Annotated in this window: 16 protein-coding genes, 2 tRNA genes and 1 pseudogene; 9 read left to right on the forward strand and 10 right to left on the reverse strand. The window is 41.0% G+C overall.

What is annotated here, in order from left to right:
- Positions 1–209 precede the first annotated feature (209 nt).
- Complete coding sequence (locus J4861_RS05715; RefSeq protein ID WP_211817196.1) at positions 210–668, forward strand: HU family DNA-binding protein; 459 nt, start codon at positions 210–212, stop codon at positions 666–668.
- A 318-nt stretch (positions 669–986) separates the two neighbouring features.
- On the opposite strand, the gene J4861_RS05720 is transcribed toward J4861_RS05715, so the two are convergent.
- Positions 987–2,000 carry an aspartate-semialdehyde dehydrogenase gene (locus tag J4861_RS05720; protein ID WP_211817197.1) on the reverse strand — a complete coding sequence of 338 codons (1,014 nt, stop codon included), beginning with the start codon at positions 1,998–2,000 and terminating at the stop codon, positions 987–989.
- Between the two features lie 738 nt (positions 2,001–2,738).
- Between J4861_RS05720 and J4861_RS05725 the strand changes: the two genes are divergently transcribed.
- The 7 genes and pseudogenes from J4861_RS05725 to J4861_RS05755 all read left to right on the forward strand — a co-directional run bounded on the left by J4861_RS05725 (position 2,739) and on the right by J4861_RS05755 (position 10,077).
- Entirely contained in the window at positions 2,739–4,856 is a 2,118-nt protein-coding gene (locus tag J4861_RS05725; RefSeq protein WP_211817198.1) for a cation:proton antiporter, read from the forward strand.
- Positions 4,857–4,931: 75 nt separating this feature from the next.
- On the forward strand, positions 4,932–5,606 hold the full coding sequence (locus J4861_RS05730; RefSeq protein WP_211817199.1) for an ABC transporter ATP-binding protein: 675 nt from the start codon (positions 4,932–4,934) through the stop codon (positions 5,604–5,606).
- 81 nt (positions 5,607–5,687) lie between these two features.
- Entirely contained in the window at positions 5,688–6,071 is a 384-nt protein-coding gene (locus J4861_RS05735) for a GxxExxY protein (RefSeq protein ID WP_211817200.1), read from the forward strand.
- A 93-nt stretch (positions 6,072–6,164) separates the two neighbouring features.
- Positions 6,165–7,025, forward strand: a complete 861-nt coding sequence (locus J4861_RS05740) for a CvfB family protein (RefSeq protein WP_211817201.1) — start codon at positions 6,165–6,167, stop codon at positions 7,023–7,025.
- Between the two features lie 66 nt (positions 7,026–7,091).
- On the forward strand, positions 7,092–7,976 hold the full coding sequence (locus tag J4861_RS05745; RefSeq protein ID WP_211817202.1) for a tRNA threonylcarbamoyladenosine dehydratase: 885 nt from the start codon (positions 7,092–7,094) through the stop codon (positions 7,974–7,976).
- Between the two features lie 483 nt (positions 7,977–8,459).
- On the forward strand, positions 8,460–9,053 hold the full coding sequence (locus J4861_RS05750; RefSeq protein WP_211817203.1) for a TetR/AcrR family transcriptional regulator: 594 nt from the start codon (positions 8,460–8,462) through the stop codon (positions 9,051–9,053).
- Positions 9,050–10,077: pseudogene (locus tag J4861_RS05755) on the forward strand (Acg family FMN-binding oxidoreductase). Before J4861_RS05750 ends, J4861_RS05755 begins: the two are co-directional and overlap by 4 nt.
- A gap of 60 nt (positions 10,078–10,137) precedes the next feature.
- Here the strand turns inward: J4861_RS05755 and J4861_RS05760 are convergent.
- The 9 genes from J4861_RS05760 to J4861_RS05800 all read right to left on the reverse strand — a co-directional run bounded on the left by J4861_RS05760 (position 10,138) and on the right by J4861_RS05800 (position 18,637).
- Positions 10,138–11,121: an ISAon1 family transposase gene (locus J4861_RS05760; protein ID WP_428842164.1), complete on the reverse strand. Its 984-nt coding sequence runs from the start codon at positions 11,119–11,121 to the stop codon at positions 10,138–10,140.
- Position 11,122: 1 nt separating this feature from the next.
- Positions 11,123–11,467, reverse strand: a complete 345-nt coding sequence (locus tag J4861_RS05765) for an ISAon1 family transposase N-terminal region protein (protein ID WP_211813866.1) — start codon at positions 11,465–11,467, stop codon at positions 11,123–11,125.
- Positions 11,468–12,061: 594 nt separating this feature from the next.
- Entirely contained in the window at positions 12,062–12,607 is a 546-nt protein-coding gene (locus J4861_RS05770) for a hypothetical protein (protein ID WP_249110874.1), read from the reverse strand.
- A 334-nt stretch (positions 12,608–12,941) separates the two neighbouring features.
- Positions 12,942–13,613, reverse strand: coding sequence for a YiiX/YebB-like N1pC/P60 family cysteine hydrolase (locus J4861_RS05775; protein WP_211817204.1), 672 nt, complete (start codon positions 13,611–13,613; stop codon positions 12,942–12,944).
- 109 nt (positions 13,614–13,722) lie between these two features.
- Positions 13,723–15,114, reverse strand: coding sequence for an asparagine--tRNA ligase (gene asnS / locus J4861_RS05780; protein WP_211817205.1), 1,392 nt, complete (start codon positions 15,112–15,114; stop codon positions 13,723–13,725).
- Positions 15,115–15,254: 140 nt separating this feature from the next.
- Positions 15,255–16,796 carry a pseudouridine synthase gene (locus J4861_RS05785; protein ID WP_211817206.1) on the reverse strand — a complete coding sequence of 514 codons (1,542 nt, stop codon included), beginning with the start codon at positions 16,794–16,796 and terminating at the stop codon, positions 15,255–15,257.
- A gap of 138 nt (positions 16,797–16,934) precedes the next feature.
- Positions 16,935–18,281 (reverse strand): adenylosuccinate lyase, encoded by a 1,347-nt coding sequence (gene purB / locus J4861_RS05790; protein WP_211817207.1) that lies wholly within the window; start codon positions 18,279–18,281, stop codon positions 16,935–16,937.
- A 157-nt stretch (positions 18,282–18,438) separates the two neighbouring features.
- Positions 18,439–18,513, reverse strand: a tRNA-Val gene (locus tag J4861_RS05795).
- A 46-nt stretch (positions 18,514–18,559) separates the two neighbouring features.
- Positions 18,560–18,637, reverse strand: a tRNA-Val gene (locus J4861_RS05800).
- Positions 18,638–19,613: 976 nt separating this feature from the next.
- Here J4861_RS05800 and J4861_RS05805 point away from each other — a divergent pair.
- The gene (locus tag J4861_RS05805; protein ID WP_004360708.1) at positions 19,614–20,048 is read left to right on the forward strand and encodes an HU family DNA-binding protein; all 435 of its coding nucleotides are present in this window, start codon (positions 19,614–19,616) and stop codon (positions 20,046–20,048) included.
- Positions 20,049–20,362: the final 314 nt, after the last annotated feature.

The following is a 20,362-nucleotide window of genomic DNA, read 5'->3' on the forward strand; positions in this document are numbered from 1 at the left end:
AAGCACCGCCGTAAGGCGATTTAAATAGAATATAGAATAACGAGTCTCAAAGGTGTTAAACACTCTTGGCTGTAGGTGTTTAACACCTTTGATCAATAGTGTTAAACACCCTTGATGAAGAGTCTTAAACACCCTTGAAACGAAGTGTTGAACACCAATATAAAAGAGTTTTAATAACATATTTATCAACCATTTAAAAGTATAATGCTATGGTAGAATTCGAAGTAAAATCAAAGAAGCAAACAATCGGGAAGAAGAAGGGGCAGACGGTGTACTATGCCGTGCCCAAGAGTAACCAACACATGACGCTTGATGCGCTTTGCGACATGATTATGGACGAGACATCGCTCTCGCGTGGTGATGTGATGAATACGCTTATCACGCTGGGCAAGATGGCGTGCCGTTCGTTGAAGATGGGTGCCAGTATTGACCTTGGTGACCTAGGTTCGCTTCGCATTTACTTCCCTCCAAAGATGATGGACGACATGAAGGACGTGACAGCTGCCACACTCAAAACTCCTAAGATTATCTTCACCCCTAAAGCTAAAATGCGTGAGGCTGCCCATGCTGCTGAGGTGTCGGTAGATAATCCTGCTAGGAAGAAAGAGCCAGCGAAAAAACCAGAGAAGAAGGAGAATAAAGAAGAGAATGGCCCAGTGGCAGGGTAAGAAAGAAAGTCTCCCCAAGCCCCTCCAAAGGAGGGGATGTCCTTATTGGATATAGTTTGAAACGAATGAAAGTATGTAAGTAGGGTTAGGGACATGAGGGTGTGTCAAAACTAAAATACCCATTCCTAAATATAACAGTTTGAAACAATCCAATAAAAAAAGACCATTTCTGTACTCGATTTTGAGTAAAGAAATGGTCTTTTCTTTGCCTTTAGAAGAATCCTACTTATAGATTGAAAGTTGTCAAGTTATTAATTTGCATTTTGACACACCCTCTCGGGGGAGGGGCCAATTGTCTCTGTTTATTGTGTTATATTCTTACTTCACATCCCCCACCTTAATCAAATACTCCGCAATCTGTACCGCATTCAATGCAGCACCCTTACGGATCTGATCGCCAGTGAGCCAGAGTGTATTACCATTGTCATCGGCAAGGTCCTTACGGATACGGCCCACATAGATATCATCGTGACCAGCACTCTCGAGTGGCATAGGGTAGACATAGTTCTGTGGATCATCAACAACCGTAACACCAGGGGCAACCTTCAAAGCCTCACGAATCTCTTCAACAGAGAGTGGACGCTCGGTCTCGAACCATACAGCCTCAGAATGACTACGGAGAGAAGACACACGAACGCAGGTAGCAGAAGTGCGAACATCAGAGTGCATAATCTTACGTGTTTCGTTGAACATTTTCATCTCTTCCTTTGTATAGTCGTTCTCTGTCATCTTGTCAATCTGTGGAATGACATTGTATGCCAACTGATGTGGGAACTTCTCGATGGTTTTCACTTCGCCAGTCTCAACAAGTTCCTTGTACTGCTGTTGCAACTCTGCCATAGCGGCAGCACCTGCACCAGAAGCACTCTGATAGCTGCTGACATGTATTTTCTTGATATGGCTGAGCTTATCGATAGGATTCAATACGACAACCATCATAATGGTAGTACAGTTAGGGTTGGCAATGATGCCACGTGGACGGTTCAAAGCATCCTCGGCATTGATTTCTGGAACAACCAATGGTACGTCATTATCCTGACGGAACTGGCTTGAATTGTCAATCATCACAGCACCATACTTGGTGATGGTTTCAGCAAACTCGGCTGATGTACCACCACCCGCACTTGTGAAGGCGATGTCTACATCCTTGAAATCATCGTTATGCTGGAGCAGTTTTACTTCGTATTCCTTACCCTTGAATGTGTATTTCTTACCTGCTGAACGCTCTGAACCAAAGAGAACGAGGTCGTCCATTGGGAAATTTCTCTCAGCTAAGATGCGCAGGAATTCCTGACCTACGGCACCACTGGCACCAACAATTGCTACTTTCATATCTTTTATCTTTAATTGTTTACGAACCTATTCGTAGTTGCAAATATACTATTTTTCCCTAAGACAAACAACGGTATGTTAGTCTTTTTTCTGTTTCGATAGATATAATCTGTTGTGTATCGTTGTTTTCTGTCATGTTGTGAGGATTATATAGGTTTATTAGGGTTCTTCCGTTAAAAGCATAGATAGGAATAGAATAAAGGTTTATACACTTTTTAAAGACAATACCACATATTCCTATATCTCTGGTATTTGTAAACTATTTTCGTGTGACTAAAAGCCAATACATGCTCTTTTGGCTTCTTAAAGGCGCCTAATAGACTTGCAAGAGGTGCCCTTTTGAGGTCTAATTAACGCCCTTTTGAAGTCCAATTAAGCACCTTTTACTTTGTTACTTTATAACTCTTTGATTCTCTGTTGGTTGCAAAGTCGCTTACTATGCGGCTTTTTGCTCGATTTTGAAGGAGGTTTAATAGAATAAATGTAATGATTTTTCAGGGTCTTTTCTGTGTTTTTGACGGGTTTAGATGAAAAGGTTTTCTGTGTTGGAGGACGATAATATAGAAGGAAGTTGAAAGTCTTATCTATGTTGTTGTTTTATGAGTAACCTCGGTTCTTCCGCTAAATGTTTGGATGCTTTTCCTATAGCTTCAACGAAAGAACCCTTATTAGAGAGGTATTATTAGGTGGTTGCCAAAGTTTTTTCGTAACTTTGCAGACAGTAATTTATAGATACGCATGCTGAATTTATCTCAATATTTCCCGATAACCGACCCGACATTGATTTTCTTTGTTGTTCTGCTGATGATATTGCTTTCGCCTATCATTATGGGACGACTGCGCATTCCACATATCATCGGTATGGTGTTGGCAGGTGTCCTTGTTGGAAAATATGGACTGAATATTCTTGGTCGTGATGCCTCGTTTGAACTTTTTGGACGTGTAGGACTGTACTATATCATGTTCCTTGCAGGTCTGGAAATGGATATGGAGGGACTGAAGAAAAACCGTAATAGGGTGATGATCTTCGGTATGTTGACCTTCCTTGTCCCCTTTGCAATGACCTATTTTATGGGTGTCAGCCTTTTGGGCTATACCCCTCTGGCATCGCTTCTGCTTGCGGCAATCATGGCTTCTAATACATTGATAGCCTATCCGATAGTGGGACGATACGGATTAACACGACATACGAGTTCGACGTTGAGCGTGGGTTCGTCTATGATGGCGCTCTTTATGGCTTTGATAGTCATGGCTTCCATCGTCAATTCGTTTCATGGCAATGGTGGCATACTCTTTTGGCTACTATTCATTTTGAAGTTTGTGGCTTATTGTGTGGGTTTGATTATGGTGATACCACGTGTGACACGTTGGTTCCTTCGTCGATATTCCGACGCTGTGATGCAGTTTATCTTCATCCTTGCAGTGGTGTTTCTCTCGGCAGCATTGTCAGATGCTGTGGGTTTAGAAGGAATCTTTGGAGCGTTCATGTCAGGTTTGATATTGAACCGATTTGTGCCAAAGGTGTCTCCATTGATGAACCGCATAGAATTTACTGGTAATGCACTCTTCATTCCTTACTTCCTTATTGGAGTAGGAATGCTGATTAATGTACGTTTGCTTTTTGCAGGAAGTAAGATACTTTGGGTTGTATTCTGTATCGTCTTCTTCGGTACTTTGGGTAAGGCTGTAGCAGCTTATTTGGCAGCTCGTATCTTCCGTATGTCTTGGTTGGCTGGTCACATGATGTTTGGTTTGACCAGCGCCCATGCAGCTGGTGCTATTGCGATGGTGATGGTAGGGCGTAGATTAGAGGTGGCACCAGGTCAATATCTCTTTGGTGACGAGGTGCTGAATGGAATAGTAATCATGATACTCTTTACCTGTGTCATCTCAACCGTCATTACAGAACGTGCTGCACAACGTCTCCGTTTGCAGGAAAAGGAAGATCAGAATATGATGAAGAACCTTGATGATGAGAAGATTCTGATTCCGGTGAAGTACCCAGAGTATTCTGATAACCTCGTAACCATGGCTACATTGATGCGTAATCCACGTTTGAAACGAGAGTTGGTGGCATTGAATGTGGTATATGATGATGTGAATATGCGCCATAACCAGGCGGAGGGACAGCGTTTGTTGGACCATCTTTGCCATTTGGCGAGTGCGTCAGATGTACCGATGGTGACGCAGGTACGTGTTGCTGCAAATATTGCCAATGGTATTAAACATGCTTTTAAAGAGTTTCAGGCGTCAGAGATTCTGATGGGATTACACTTCCATAAGGAGATTAATCGTAGCTTCTGGGGAGAATTTACACGAAGTCTATACAATGGTTTGAGCCGTCAGATTATCGTTACACGTATCTTGCAACCACTGAATACAATCCGCAGAATACAGGTAGCAATCCCTTCTCGTGCAGAGTTTGAACCAGGTTTTTACCGTTGGTTGGAACGATTGGCACGTATGGCAGGCAACTTAGAGTGTCGTATAGCTTTCCATGGACGTAACGAAACGTTGCAACTTGTCAATGAATTTATTCGCAATCGCTTCCCAAGTGTTAGGGCTGAATATGAAGAGATGGCGCATTGGAAGGATTTACCAACGCTTGGTTCGCAGGTTCGAGAGGACCACCTCTTTGTCATAGTGACAGCACGTAAGGGTACGATATCTTATAAGACGGCAATGGAAAGACTTCCTGAAGAACTGAATAAGTTTATTAAAGGTAAGACAATCATGATTATCTTTCCTGATCAGTATGGTAATCGAATGGACGATATGACCTTCGCTCAGCCACAGCATACGGAGGAACGTAGTGCATACGAGGCTGTAAGAGAGTGGATACATAATAAGGTATAAGTGGTTATTAGGCTAATAAGGCCAATTAGGCTAATATGGCTAATTAGCCCAATAGCCCCAATAAAATAATAGAATATGATTGACATTAAGAACATAACTAAAAGTTTTGGTTCGCTTCAAGTGTTGAAGGGTATTGACCTTCGTATTGAGAAGGGAGAGGTTGTCAGTATTGTTGGTCCATCTGGAGCTGGTAAAACCACCTTGTTACAGATACTTGGAACGCTGGACAAGCCAGATAGTGGCTCTGTTGTTGTGGATGGTATTGACGTGGGCAGCCTGTCAGCCGGTAAGTTGAGTGATTTCCGCAACCAGCACTTAGGCTTTGTCTTCCAGTTTCATCAGCTTCTTCCTGAGTTTACAGCTCTTGAGAATATTATGATTCCTGCTTATATTGCAGGCAAGAAGAATAAGGAAGCACGTCAGCGTGCTGAAGAACTGTTGGAATTTATGGGCTTGAGCGATCGTGCTAATCATAAGCCTAACGAACTTTCTGGTGGTGAGAAGCAGCGTGTGGCAGTAGCTCGTGCGTTGGTGAACAACCCTGCAGTTATCCTTGCTGATGAGCCTTCTGGTAGTTTGGACAGTAAGAACAAGCAGGAACTGCACCAACTCTTCTTCGATCTCCGTGATAAGTTCGGTCAGACTTTCGTTATCGTTACACACGATGAGGGGCTCGCAAGTATCACAGATAGAACGATACATCTTAAAGATGGCTTGATACAGAATGACGTTTGTCAAGAGACAGAATGACATAAAGACACATCTTTTTAATGACATATTCTATATAGATTATGTTGGCTGACAATAAACTTAATTAATACTAATCGCCTGATGAACATAGAAGAACTTATAAAGTTGATAATTAACAAAGCCTATGAAGTTCGAAGTCATTTGGTAGCTGGGTACTTAGAGAGTGTATATAAGAAAGCATTACTGATAGAACTCAGAGACGCTGGACTTAAAGTGGAGGATGAAGTAGAAATGCCTGTTCGATATAAAGGACATATTATAGGTGATTTCAGAGCAGATATTGTTGTAGAAGGATGTATAATCATCGAACTAAAAGCAGTTGCTCAGTTACTTCCAGCACACGCAATTCAATTGGTAAACTACCTTTCAGTAGCTGGAGTAGATAATGGTCTGCTTATAAACTTTGGTGCTGCAGAGAGATTAGAAATAAAACGCAAGTACAGAGTGTATAGTTCTCATTCCTAAAAGAAAATCTCATTTAAACTCGGTAAAAAAATATGTCATTGAAGAAATATGTCTTTATGTCATTCTGGCTTAGGCACTTAAATATTGAACATTATGTCTAAAATAAAACTTGGAGCATACAATACGCTCACAGTACTGAAGATTGCCTTGCGTGAAGGCAATGGTGATCCGTTCGGAGTCTACCTTGATGGTGGACCGGCTGGTGAGATACTCATGCCTCAGAAGTATGTCCCAGAGGGGACTGAGATTGGGGATGAACTGGAAGTATTTGTTTATCTCGACCAGGATGAACGCCCGATTGCTACTACTGAAGAACCTTTGGCGCAGGTAGGCGACTTCGCTTACTTGGAGTGTTCGTGGGTGAATGAGTATGGTGCGTTCCTGTCTTGGGGTGTGATGAAAGACCTATTTTGCCCTTTCCGTGAGCAAAAGAAGCGCATGGTCATTGGCAATAGCTATATTGTTTATGTTCATCTTGACGAAGAGAGCTATCGTCTTGTTGCCTCTGCAAAGGTTGAGCACTATCTTGACGAACAGCCACGAGGCTATAAGCATGGGCAGGAAGTTGACCTACTGGTATGGCAGAAGACTGATCTTGGATTCAAAGTCATTGTTGACAATCAGTATCCTGGACTTATCTATGAGGATCAAGTGTTCCAATATGTCCATACTGGTGATCGCTTGAAGGGTTACATCTCTACGGTTCGCCGTGATGGTAAGATTGATTGTACACTTCAACCAACAGGACAACAGCATGCGGAAGGCTTTGCAGAGGTCCTACTTCAATATCTGAAAGATAACGATGGAGTATGTGATCTTGGTGATAAGAGTGAAGCAGAGGATATTAAACGACGTTTTCAGGTGTCGAAAAAGGTGTATAAACGCGCTGTTGGCGACCTCTATAAACGTCATTTGATTATGGTTGAACCCCTGTCAATACGCTTAGTAAAATAAGATACTCTCTCTTAAATCATTTTTTTATTGTATCTTTGCAGTATAAATAAAGTATAATAAAATACGATGCAGAATCAATTTTCAAGAACCCAACTTCTTCTTGGTAAGCCCGCTATCGATACGCTTAATGGTAGTCGTGTCGCAGTCTTTGGTGTTGGAGGTGTTGGCGGATATGCAGTAGAGGTATTGGCACGCAGTGGCGTGGGAGCTATTGATGTTATTGATGACGACCGTGTTTGTCTAACGAATGTCAACCGACAACTCCTTGCTACTACTCGAACAGTAGGAAAGCACAAAGTAGATGTTGCTGAAGAGCGCATTAACTCAATCAATCCACGATGTATCGTGCGGAAATATCAGACATTCTATTTGCCTGATAACGCCGATCAGTTCGACTTCTCTCATTATGATTATGTCATTGATTGTATTGATACTGTAACAGCTAAGCTTGATCTTATCTATCGTTGTCATGAAATGAATATCCCATTGCTTTCTTGTATGGGTGCTGCTTATAAACTTGATGCCACACAGTTCCGTGTGACTGACATCTTCAAGACAATCAACGACCCATTAGCGAAGGTGATTCGTAAGAAACTTCGTAAGACAAAAATTAAGCATCTTAAAGTAGTATATAGTCCTGAAGAACCGCTTGAAAGTATCGAACAACCAGAGATCTCTTGTCGTTTTCACTGTATCTGTCCCGATAAGGATATGCGTAAGTGTACTGACCGTCATACTATTCCAAGCTCTAATGCGTGGGTACCAGCTGCGGCTGGACTTATTGCAGGTGGAGAAGCTGTGAAAGATCTTGTTAATCTTGCTAACACTATGCGTATCCGTCCTGAAGATGAGGCTACAAGCGAGCCTGCTCGTATCGCCCATGAGCGTGCTGCAAAGATGCTGGAGGAACATAAACGCCTTAAGGCTGAGAAGGCTGCAGCAGATAAGTAATGTTTTATGAAATTGGTGTAGAAAATAGCTCCATAAGTTAGAGTTTTTTTTATTTAGTTTGCTGTCATTTTTAACACTCTTGGTACTGTGTTTATTATCAGTACTTTATATCTAATAATAGAGTGATAGAAATGACAGCAAACTTTTATTTTATAATGTTGTCTTTTTAAAATCTAGCTTCATTTATAATCATGCTATGTTAATGAACCCCTGAATACCTATGAGTGAGAGTTATCGTTATGTTTTATAAGTTTGCTATTTTAGTAGTTAAGAACTGATTTGAATTCAAGAACCTGTTTTGTAAACTCACAACTTTGTTTTACCACCTAAATTGATAATAGTGTTGTCTATAAAATTGTTATTTTATCAAGTTCGTTGTTAAATAACATGAAAAAGCAATGATAACTTGGAAGATTATTACAATGTTACCGTTAGGTAACTTATCTTTGCGGTTACCAATTGGTAACATAAACAAATAATAGAATGAAGAATCGAGAACAAACAGAAAGTAGAATACTCGAAGCTGTCGCAAGTATCGTAGAAAGCGAAGGATTCGAGAAGCTTGGTATCAATACAATAGCTTCAAAAGCTAATGTTTCGAAGATGCTGATATATAGGTATTTTGGTGGATTTGAAGAGTTAATTGCACAGTTTATAATGCAGAAGGATTATTGGGCTAATACAGGTACTGTTATTATCAATCCTCAATCTGTAGGAGACAGTATAAAGAATATGTTCCGTAAGCAGATCGAGCAATTACGAAACGATGTAACTCTACGACGTTTGTGTAGGTGGGAACTGTCCTGTAACAACACAAGCATTGAGCAGCTTAGAGATAAACGTGAAGAAAATGGATGCAGTCTAATCAAACTGGTAAGTACATTAACAGGTTGTCCTATTACAGAGGTTGCCTCTTTAGCCAGTATACTCTCGGCTGCTATCAGCTATTTAGCTTTGATTGAAGACCAATGTTCGTCATATAACGGTATTTCTTTGCAAACTGATAAGGGCTGGGATGAGATAATGAAAGGGGTAGAAATGATAGTTGACTTATGGATAAAAAGTATTCAGGAATGAGAAAAGTAATTATTGTATTTGTTATTTTTATGGGATTTATGGATAATATAATGGCACAGAATTCAGACTATCTGTTTATGATTGAAAATGCTTGCAAGGCTCCTTCTGGGCATAACACACAGCCTTGGTTTTTTAAAATCAGAGAGTCAGAAATTGATATATACCCTGATTTGTCAAAAGAGTTACCTGTCGTCGACCCAAGTCATCGAGAGTTATTTGTTAGCTTAGGGTGCGCGACAGAGAATCTTTGTATTGCTGCTCAAGAAAAGGGGTATCAGACCGAAGTTAAAGTTATTAAGGACTCCTTTATTCGAGTTCTACTTACAAAAGATAAGAAAAAGCAATTTGATTCTTCATTGTTCTCTCAAATCGCAGTAAGACAAACAAATAGAAGTGTTTATGATGGAAAAGAAATTCCTAAAGATAGCATTAGTCTACTTAAAGCCACTTCTAATGACCCGTCTATTTCTATTTATTTTTACAAAAGGGGAACTGTTGATTATGAAAAGATTGCTAATATGGTTTATGCTGGTAATAGCTTACAAATGAATAATGAAGCTTTCAAATCAGAGCTGACAAAGTGGATGCGTTATAATAAGAGACATCAGAATAATACAAGAGATGGATTGAGTTATGCTACTTTTGGTGCACCAAATGTTCCTCTATTCTTGGCAAAATTTATCATGTCAAAGGTTATCAACGCGAAAACGCAGAATAAAGGTGATCGGAAAAAGATAGCTTCAGCATCTCATTTTGTACTTTTCACAACAAAAAATAATACTGTTGAACAATGGGTTGCACTTGGCAGAACCTTGGAACGGATATTACTGCGTTCAACGCAGATGGGTATTGCAAATGCTTATCTCAATCAGCCTAATGAGGAAAATGATATTACAAAAGAAATGGTAAAGCAACTTCAAATATCTAACGAGTACCCGACTATTCTTATAAGGTTAGGCTATGGAAAGAAATGCCTTATTCGCTAAGACGCGATTATAGGTCATGTATTCTTCCTGCAGATTAAAGTCGAGAAGCATGAAGTAAGTTTGGGTCAGTCCTAAAACCCAGTTGCAAGCCTATCCTCTTAAGCACACAATTTCATAAGCCTATATAAAAAGAAAGGAATATCTGTGACTCCTCTGAACTGTGCCCTGAATGCCTTAACCTTAGCATTGAATGACTCGGCATTTGCATTCGTAGCTCTGTTTACAAAGAAATTGAGTATGGTTTGATAATGATTTTCAAACGTGTCAATCACTGTGTAGAAATTGTCCACTCCCAGCTCTTCAACCTCATTAAACCATTTTGCCAGCTTCAGCCTTGCAGCATCCTTGATGCTCTTGATGTTATAAATATCGGTAAGTTTCATAGCCAAGTCATATGCCTTTTTCAGTGTCGGATAATGTTCAAAGATGATTTGTGCCCTACCTTTCTGTGTTTCAGTCCACTTGGTCTTGTGCTTGGTCAATATGAACTTTGCTCTGGCGAGCAACTGCTTACGCGTGTCACCATTGCTGTATCTAAATGGTATATATTCCTTTCCCTTACTTTTAGCTTCTTTTATCTCCTCATTCTCTTTATCTCTTGCCATCCATCGGTAAGCGATACGCATGTCATCCAGAGCATCATAATATAGTTTCTGTACATGAAATCTGTCATTGGTAATAAGTGCTTTGGGAAAAACAGAGCGGGCTATACGCATCATAGAAGATGATAAATCGAGTGTTATCTCTTTGACAGTCTCCCGTTTAGAAAGGTTTATCGTCTTGAGAATTTGGATGACGTCCTCAGCCTTGGTCCCTTTAACCACAGCTACCAAAGTCCCTTTTCTGCCCTTTCCCGCCTTGTTGGTCAGAAAAGTATAAACCTCGCCACTACTTAGACAGGTCTCATCAATACTTAGATTCTCTCCTATGTTGTCTTCAAACAATAGCCAGTCTTGAGCATGATCTAACTGATCCCAGCTACGATAATCACTGAGATGTTCCTTGTACTGTGTGGATAACAGCTTGCCATTTACGCCATAGTGAGCACCGATACTTGCGATGCTCTCTGCAGTGGACTCAATTCTATTCTTTTAAAAAAGAAACGAACTCGGGGGATAGTTTACTGCCCTCAGCCGTCAAATCATCATATGAATAAGTAAATATCTCTCCGTTGGAACTGTCACGCCATTTGCGACGGCGAACATGGAGGTAAACTGCTTTGCCACGAAGGGGGAAGTCCTGAATAACACGCTCGCTGGTAAAACCATAACTGCTTACGGTGCCTAACTTATGGTCTGACTTTTCCATAAAATTACGCTCGTCAAGCCAAAAATCAAACTGAGAAACACTCTCTTGAATATCGACCACATCAAAGTAGTCGGCAAGTACATCTGGAAAGATGCAACGTAATAATTGGTGACTCTTCATGATGCAAAGGTAATAAATACTTATGAAATTATGTGCTTAAGAGGGTAGACTTGCAACTGGGTTTTAGGACTGACCCGTAAGTTTTTGATATAGGTGAATCATCAAAATCTTTGGCGTGGTGGATATTTAGTAGGTTAGAATTGTCTGCCTAATATTTGTCCATCACGTTTGTATTTATATTTGAGCTAATCCCCAATTATCTTTTTGTTTTAGTTTGCTGTCATATTTAACACTCTTGGTACTGTGTTTATTATCAGTACTTTATAACCAATAATAGAGTGATAGGAATGACAGCAAACTTTTATTTTATAATGTTGTCTTGTTAACCCCCACTTTCATATCTCTAATTTGTAGAACAGTACAATGTTAATAAAACGCTGTTTATTAATGAATGAGAGCTATAATACGAACTTATAAGTTGCGTGTTAATGCTCAGCACTTGTGGTGTTAATTCCCAGCACATATTGTGCGGATGCTTAGCACCAATGGTGCGGAGGGTAAACTCCCTATGCAAATGGCTCTTTGTGATAGGGAGTAGCTTATAGAATAACCTGTGTTTTCAGTGAAACTGAAGGGTAATTATTATGGATGTTATTACCAGTTAATTCCAAATCCTATACTTGCAAAGACGATAGTTCTGTCTTTGTAGAGATTTATTCGTGAGTTATAGTGGCGGACGCCCAATCCGAATCTTGGCTTGATTTTACAGGTTCCTAAGTCGGTGAACGCCATTGCCTCGTAGTAGTCATATTTCCAATCACTATTTTTTCGTTTCATATTACTGCCATATCCGATTTGTGCACCAATATTACAATTCTCTGTGTGATAGACTACGTAGCCAAGATTTAAGCCCACAATGTGACTATGAGCATAGTCTTTTACACCATTTTCTTTAAAGAGAGCAATAGCGTTCTCATATCTAAGGTCTGCATATAGGTTATCGGTAATATTATAACCTAAGTCGCAACAGAGTTCGTAGGGCTTAAACTGTTTTGAAAGTCCTGTCCCTTGAACCTGCATTAAGGTCCTAAATGTCCCTTTCTGTGAGAATGCTGCTATTGGAATTAGTAATAGGAAAAGAAGAATAAGTCTTTGTCTCGTTTTCGAAACAAGGAAGTCTACGTAAGATAGTTTTCTCATTGTAACTGGATTTAATTAAATAATTAATACTTGTTACAAAAATAGAAAATATAATGTTTCGTGTCAAGTCTTTAAGAGATGTAGCCTGAAAGATTATTTAATTTTAACGCAGTTCGAATGTTGATAGGTAAGTGGGTCGTAGATTAGATAGGTTTGCATGTGAGTTAATTTGCTGTCATTCCTGTCACTCTCTATGAGTTCTTAAATACTTAATATATAGGATTTTAATGAGAAATGTTAAAATGATAGCAAATGAAATTATACTTCTACTTGGGTTAAAGCTTAACTCTTTGATAGTATTATGATATAACGAAGGACACTCCCAACGAATGATTTATTTAGAAGATGGTGTTTCGAATTCGTAATTAACCTTTATGGCTTTGTCTCGTGACAGTTGTCCAGGGTTGGTTCCTGGTTCTCCTTCTGGTACTTCACGATGATAGAAGGCATAGAATTGAGTCCACGCATCTAAGATTTTTCCGTTGTTATCGTGGAAGGACATAGGGATTGTTGAGAAAATAGGTAAGCCGTGATGATCGACAAATGATTTCTGAATCAATTCGCTACAATAGATTTCTTTGTCATCCGGCATGTAGAAACGATCGTATGGTCGACCAAGGTAGCTTAATGCTTGTTTCATAGAAGTATTCATGTCACAGTCAACGATGACTCTGCCTACTGCAATGAGTGGCTTTCCTTCTTTTCCTTTGGCACGATTGAGGAAGTTGGTAAGAGGAGTAAGTGACACCGCTTTGCCGTAGGCTTCTAAAGCATAATCGGCACTATCCGTATGATGGAAGATTGCCACGTGGTCAATCTTTAATCCATTAATACCTTGCGTCGCATCTGTGATAGGGTTGCTTGTTTCCTTCACAACGAACATGAGGTCACCTTCATGCAAGTTACGTAACGATATGTCCTCATCTTGGAAGGAGTCAGTAGAGCAGCTGACTAAGAGAATAAGGCACAGTAAGAGAAGGTTTGATGGGATTCTTTTTAGTTTCATGATAATTTATTTTTATGTACGTGTTATGTTTAAGTTTCGTCGGGAGTGTTCTTATAGGTAAATAAAAAGCGACTACCTTTTGGAGGATAGTCGCCTTTTGTGTTTTATGTTAGAACTCTGCGTTCTTTGGAGTACGTGCGAATGGGATTACGTCACGGATGTTTTGCATACCAGTAACGAAGAGGATGAGACGCTCGAAGCCGAGACCGAAACCACCATGTGGGCAGGTTCCGTACTTACGAGTGTCAAGATACCAATCGTAAATGTCACGTTTCATACCGCGGCTTTCAATCTCTTCAACCAGCTTCTCGTAGTTTTCCTCACGGACAGAACCACCGATAATCTCACCGATACGTGGGAAGAGTACGTCAGTTCCCTGCATTGTCTTACCGTCTTCGTTCTTCTTCATGTAGAACGACTTGATTTCACTTGGATAATCGGTCATGATAACAGGGCGCTTGAAATGTTCCTCAACGAGGTAACGCTCGTGTTCACTGCTGAGGTCCATACCCCAGTGAGTGATAGGGAACTCAAACTTCACACCGTCAGCAGCAGCTTTCTGAAGAATCTCGAAACCTTCTGTGTAAGTAAGGCGAGCGAAGTCTTCCTTCAATACACCCTCCAGACGAGCGATAAGCTCCTTATCAATCATCTTGTTGAGGAACTCAAGGTCGTCCTTACAGTGCTCCAAAGCCCAACGAACGCAGTACTTAATGAAGTCTTCCTCAAGATCCATCAGTTCGTCCTTGTCGATGAAGGCAACCTCAGGCTCAACCATCCAGAACTCAGCCAAGTGGCGTGGAGTATTTGAATTCTCAGCGCGGAAGGTAGGACCGAAGGTGTAGATAGCACCGAGTGCAGTAGCACCTAACTCACCTTCTAACTGTCCAGATACGGTAAGGTTAGTACGCTTACCGAAGAAGTCAGCACTATAATCAACCTCGCCACCCTTTGCAACGCGATCAAGGTCGAGTGTAGTCACCTGGAACATATTACCAGCACCCTCAGCATCACTACCTGTAATCAGTGGAGTATGGAAATAATAGAAACCATGCTCATGGAAATACTGATGGATAGCGATTGCCATATTGTGACGAATACGGAATACAGCACCGAAGGTATTGGTACGAAGACGCATGTGACCATACTTGCGCATGTACTCAAAACTCTGTCCCTTCTTCTGCATAGGGTAGTCGCTTGGGCAGAGACCGTAGATTTCAATCTCCTTACACTGAATCTCTGAGGTCTGACCAGCACCCTGACTCTCTACGAGCGTACCAACAACGCTGATACAAGCACCCGTTGTGATGCTCTTCAGCTTGTCTTCGTCAATAGTCGAAGGGTCAACAACAACCTGGATGTTCTTAATCGTAGAACCATCATTCAAGGCGATGAAGTCAACAGCCTTGCTGCTTCTATGAGAACGAACCCAACCCTTTACGTTAATATCTTTACCAAAGTCGGTGCAAGCAAGAGCATCGACGACTTTTGTTTTTTTCATTTGTTATATTGTAATTAGGTACTCCCCAAGTCTCTCAAAAGGAGAGGAATGTTGTTTGCCAATCTGTTTAATGCCTCAATAATAGCATTGCTTGGTTTCTCACATCCACTTCTTTTGAGAGGTTTGGGGAGGTTTCTATTTTATTCAAACGCACCCATACGTAGCATGTCAACCTCTTTCTCAGTGAGGAAGCGCCAGTCACCACGACGTACGTTCTTCTTTGTCAAACCAGCAAACTGTACACGGTCGAGTTTTACGACGCGATAGCCGAGGCTCTCGAAGATACGACGTACGATACGGTTCTTACCGCTATGAATCTCAATACCAACCTGAGTCTGATCCTGTGGGTCAGCATATTCGATTGCGTCAGCCTTAATCTCGCCATCTTCCAACTCAATACCGTCAGAAATCTTCTGCAAGTCATTAGCTGTAACAGCTTTATCAAGGAATACGTGATAAACCTTCTTCTTCAAGAACTTAGGATGAGTAAGCTTTGAAGCGAGGTCGCCATCGTTAGTAAGGAGCAGTACACCTGTTGTGTTACGATCGAGACGACCAACTGGATAGATACGCTCTGGACAAGCACCCTTTACAAGGTCCATAACAGTCTTACGCTGCTGTGGGTCGTCGCTTGTGGTAACATAATCCTTTGGTTTGTTCAGAAGGACATAAACCTTCTTCTCCAATGATACTGGCTTCTCTTGAAAGAGCACCTCATCAGTACGCATAACCTTGCTACCGAGTTCCTTTACAACCTCGCCATTTACGGTTACTGCACCTGAAAGGATGAATTCATCAGCCTCACGACGTGAGCAAACTCCTGCGTTAGCAAGATACTTGTTCAAGCGGATTGGCTCATTAGGATCGAAGTTCTCCTCCTTATATTCAATACGCTTCTTGAGTGAATACTTTGCATGTGGGTCATAATCAGCACTGTGCTGACGGTAACCACCTTGGTTATATCCGCCACGGCTGTTGTAACCACCGCGGTTATTGTTGTATCCACCACGGCTTTGGTATCCACCGCGATTGTTATTATATCCACCACGGTTATTGTTGTATCCACCACGACTCTGATAACCACCCTGCTGACGAGGCTGGTATCCACCCTGACGTGGCTGGTAACCGCCCTGATTTGCTTGATAGCTTGTCTTCTCCTCGCCCTCAGCACCATTGTTGGCGTTGTAACGTGGACGATAAGCCTGTGGCTGATAGCCATTCTCATCATTATTATAACGTGGACGATAGCCACCCTGTTGTGGACGACTTTGGTATCCACCACGATTGTATCCACCCTGTTGGCGTGGCTGGTAACCGCCTTCCTCGCCGTTACTATTGTAACGTGGACGATAACCACCCTGCTGTGGACGGCTCTGATAACCACCACGGCTGTTATATCCGCCACCATAGCTATTCTGACGTGGACGATAGCCACCCTGCTGTGGACGACCTACACTCTGTAAGCCAGAGCCGAAACCCTCAGGACGGAATCCGCCTTCGTCGTTGCTACTATTAGCCTTGTCGCTGCTGTAAGCGCGTTGGCTGTGAATACGTGGACGTTGTGTGCGTCCTGTGCCACGGTACTCTCTTTGATAGCCGCCTTGTTCGGCTGCTGAATAGCCGTCGCGGCTGTTCTCATTCTGCTCAGACTGAACTTCTTTGTTCTCGAATTCTTCTGCCATAATTGTTTTACTTTTAATTTGATACTACTGGCCTCACGGCCAATTTGTTATTACTTTTTTGTTGTTTATAAAAATCTTGAACTCCGTTTGACGGAGATACTCAGTTAAAATTCTTCTTCTTTGACTCTACAGGAGTAGTTAAATTCCTGTATAGTTGTATGGAGTGATTGCCATCAGTTCGGCTTTCACGCTGTCGCTGACGTTGAGTGTCTGCACGAATGCGTGTATTGTCTCCTCTGTCATCTTCTCGTTTGTGCGAGTGAGTGCCTTCAATGCCTCGTAAGGATGTGGATAGGCTTCACGGCGTAAGATGGTCTGAATGGCTTCTGCCACAACTGCCCATGTGTTTTCAAGGTCCTCTCTCAACTTCTCTTCGTTGAGGATGAGTTTGCGAAGACCCTTCAATGTGCTCTGTATTGCAATAACGCTATGTCCAACAGGAACACCAACATTGCGCAGAACAGTTGAGTCTGTAAGGTCACGCTGCAGGCGACTTACTGGCAACTTCTGTGCCAAGAACTGTAAGATTGCGTTTGCTATACCGAGGTTACCCTCACTATTCTCGAAGTCGATTGGGTTTACCTTGTGTGGCATTGCACTTGAACCAACCTCTCCTGCCTTAATCTTCTGCTTGAAATATTCCATAGAGATATACATCCAGAAGTCACGGTCAAGGTCGATGATGATGGTATTGATTCGACGAATGGCATCAAACACGCTACCTAAGTGGTCGTAGTTGCTAATCTGTGTAGTCCACTGCTCACGTTCTAATCCTAATTTATCACTGACAAAGCGATTGCCAAAGGCACGCCAATCATGCTGTGGATAGGCTACGTGATGCGCATTAAAGTTACCTGTAGCACCACCAAACTTAGCTGTCATCTTGCAGTTGCGCAAGGTTGCGAGCTGCTCACTGAGACGGTAAACGTATACTTCAACCTCCTTGCCCAATCGAGTAGGAGAGGCTGGCTGACCATGTGTCTTTGCCAACATTGGTACGTCTTTCCATGCTTCAGCGTATTCCTTCAGTTGCGCAATCAGTTCCTCAACCTGTGGATAGAATACTTCTTCGAGGGCTTCCTTGACAGATAATGGCACACTTGTGTTGTTGATGTCCTGTGAAGTCAGTCCGAAGTGGATGAACTCCTTGTAGTCATCGAGTCCGCCAATCTTATCAAACTCCTCTTTGATGAAGTATTCAACCGCCTTTACGTCGTGATTGGTAATGCTCTCAATCTCCTTCACACGTGCTGCTGCAGCCTCATCGAAGTTGCGATAGATGTCGCGTAACTGTTCAAAAAGTGTGCTGTTAAAGCTTTTCAGTTGTGGTAAAGGTAATTCGCAAAGCGTGATGAAATACTCAATTTCTATGCGAACACGATAACGGATAAGTGCATACTCTGAAAAATAGTCAGCAAGACATTCTGTTTTGCTTCTATATCGTCCGTCAATAGGTGATACGGCTGTTAATGCGTCAAGGGTCATAATCTTATTTATTAATATGGTGCAAATTTAGCAATAAAATCAGTAAAAGCGCAAATAATAATAATAATAATATCAAAAAGGATGCAGATAAAAGCTGAATAAAACAAAAAAGACTTTACAACAATGTTGCAAAGTCATCCGTTTCAAGTTTTAAAGGTGGGCGTTGACGGATTCGAACCGCCGACCCTCTGCTTGTAAGGCAGATGCTCTAAACCAGCTGAGCTAAACGCCCTTTAAAAATCCCCTGCAACCCCAAGAGATTACAGGGAAACACCCCTTGGTGGGCGTTGACGGATTCGAACCGCCGACCCTCTGCTTGTAAGGCAGATGCTCTAAACCAGCTGAGCTAAACGCCCCTTACTTTTTGTAAGGCGAGTGCAAAGGTAAGGAAAGTTTTTTATTCTCGCAAACAAATGGCAAATAATTTAGTTGAAATTCTCATTTTGGCTTGCTGCTAAGAGACTTTCTTATTCAATTCATTTATATCTAATGAATTATTTTCGCGAAAATGATTTGATGGTAATGGCTTGTTGTGTTGGTAATGTACTTTATAATTAGGTAGATCTTCTTATGAATGGGTTGGCTGTTGATTGCTTTTCTGGTTCTTCCTTTAAATATATAGCGTGTTGGGAGGATAAAGACTTATACACTTGTATGGTATTACTATACCAAATTATACAAGCTTTCAAAGGAGGATAAAGTTAGCGATAAATACAAATTGATACTATTTTATTCGTCTTCTACGAACAGCTTATTCCCTTATTGTTTGCTATTTGTAAACTCTTTTCATACAACTCAAAACCTATACATGCTCTTTTGGCATCTTAAAGACGCCTAATTGACTTGCAAAAGGTGCCCTTTTGAAGTCTTATTAACGCCCTTTTGAAGTCCAATTAAGCACCTTTAGCTTTGTTGCTTTATAACTAATTGATTTTCTGTTGGTTGCAAACTTGCCTTTTATACGTGTTTTTATCCTTATTTATAGATGTTTTATTTGAAATTATGTAATGATTTTTCAAAACCATGTCTACATAATTGAGGTATTAAATAGAAAGGGTTTTCTATGTCAGAAGGCGATAATGAAATAAGTAATTTGATAGTCTTAGCTATGATTTTGATTAATGTGCAACTTTGGTTCTTTCGTTAAGGAACTACGAAAAGCATCCACACATTTAACGGAAGAATCTATTTCTACTTATAATATAATTGTTTGTTTTGTTAGTAGAAGGCATGGATAGTTTTCATAAAATAGTTTATTTTGTTTTGCGTGAATTGTTTATTTTGATTATATTTGCATTGTGTTATATAATAAGGAACGAAAAGTAGAAGATTATGTCAGTAGAAATAAGACTGGAACAGAGTAAGTTCAAGGATAAGAAAGGAGCTGGTAAATGGTATGCTCGTACTGTTAGCACTGGAGTTGCAACGACCGATGACCTTGCCGATTCTATTCAGGAGAATACCTCGTTCTCACGTGGTGATGTGCGAGGACTTGTTATAGCTTTGATTGACGAAATCTCTTATCGTCTTCGTCAGGGCGAGACTGTAGCACTTGAAGGCTTGGGTCGATTCCATCTGACAGTAGAGAGTGAGCCGGTTGACAATCCTGACGACTTCGATATCAAGAAACATGTTAAGAATGTAAAGTGTCGCTTCGTTCCTACCAGTACACGAAATGCTCGTACTGGAAAGAAGAATCAGACCCTTGCTTATGGTGCACGTGTGGAGTGGGCAGAGCCTGAATATGATGATGAAGACGATGATTAATTCCCTTCTATAAAATGTGTTGGGGTTAGTTTGCATTTTTATAACATTTCTCTTGGCTTTATGTATAAAGTCAAGAGTTTTTGTTTTCTCCGGAGATAAAGGGATTAGTCGGAATCTTGTTGTACTATCGGATATTTGTCTTTCGTTTATGTAGAGAATAAGTAAACTGAAAGGTGATATCTATCATTAAGTCTCCAAAATATTTGACATTCCCTCTTTATTGTTCTTGTTTTCGTAAGATTTGTGCTGTTTTTCTTTGATGTTAAAAGTATTTTGTATATATTTGCACTCGGTAATAAAGTACTTTCTCTATA

The sequence above is a fragment of the Prevotella melaninogenica genome (assembly GCF_018127925.1).
Classification (GTDB): Bacteria; Bacteroidota; Bacteroidia; order Bacteroidales; family Bacteroidaceae; genus Prevotella; species Prevotella melaninogenica_C.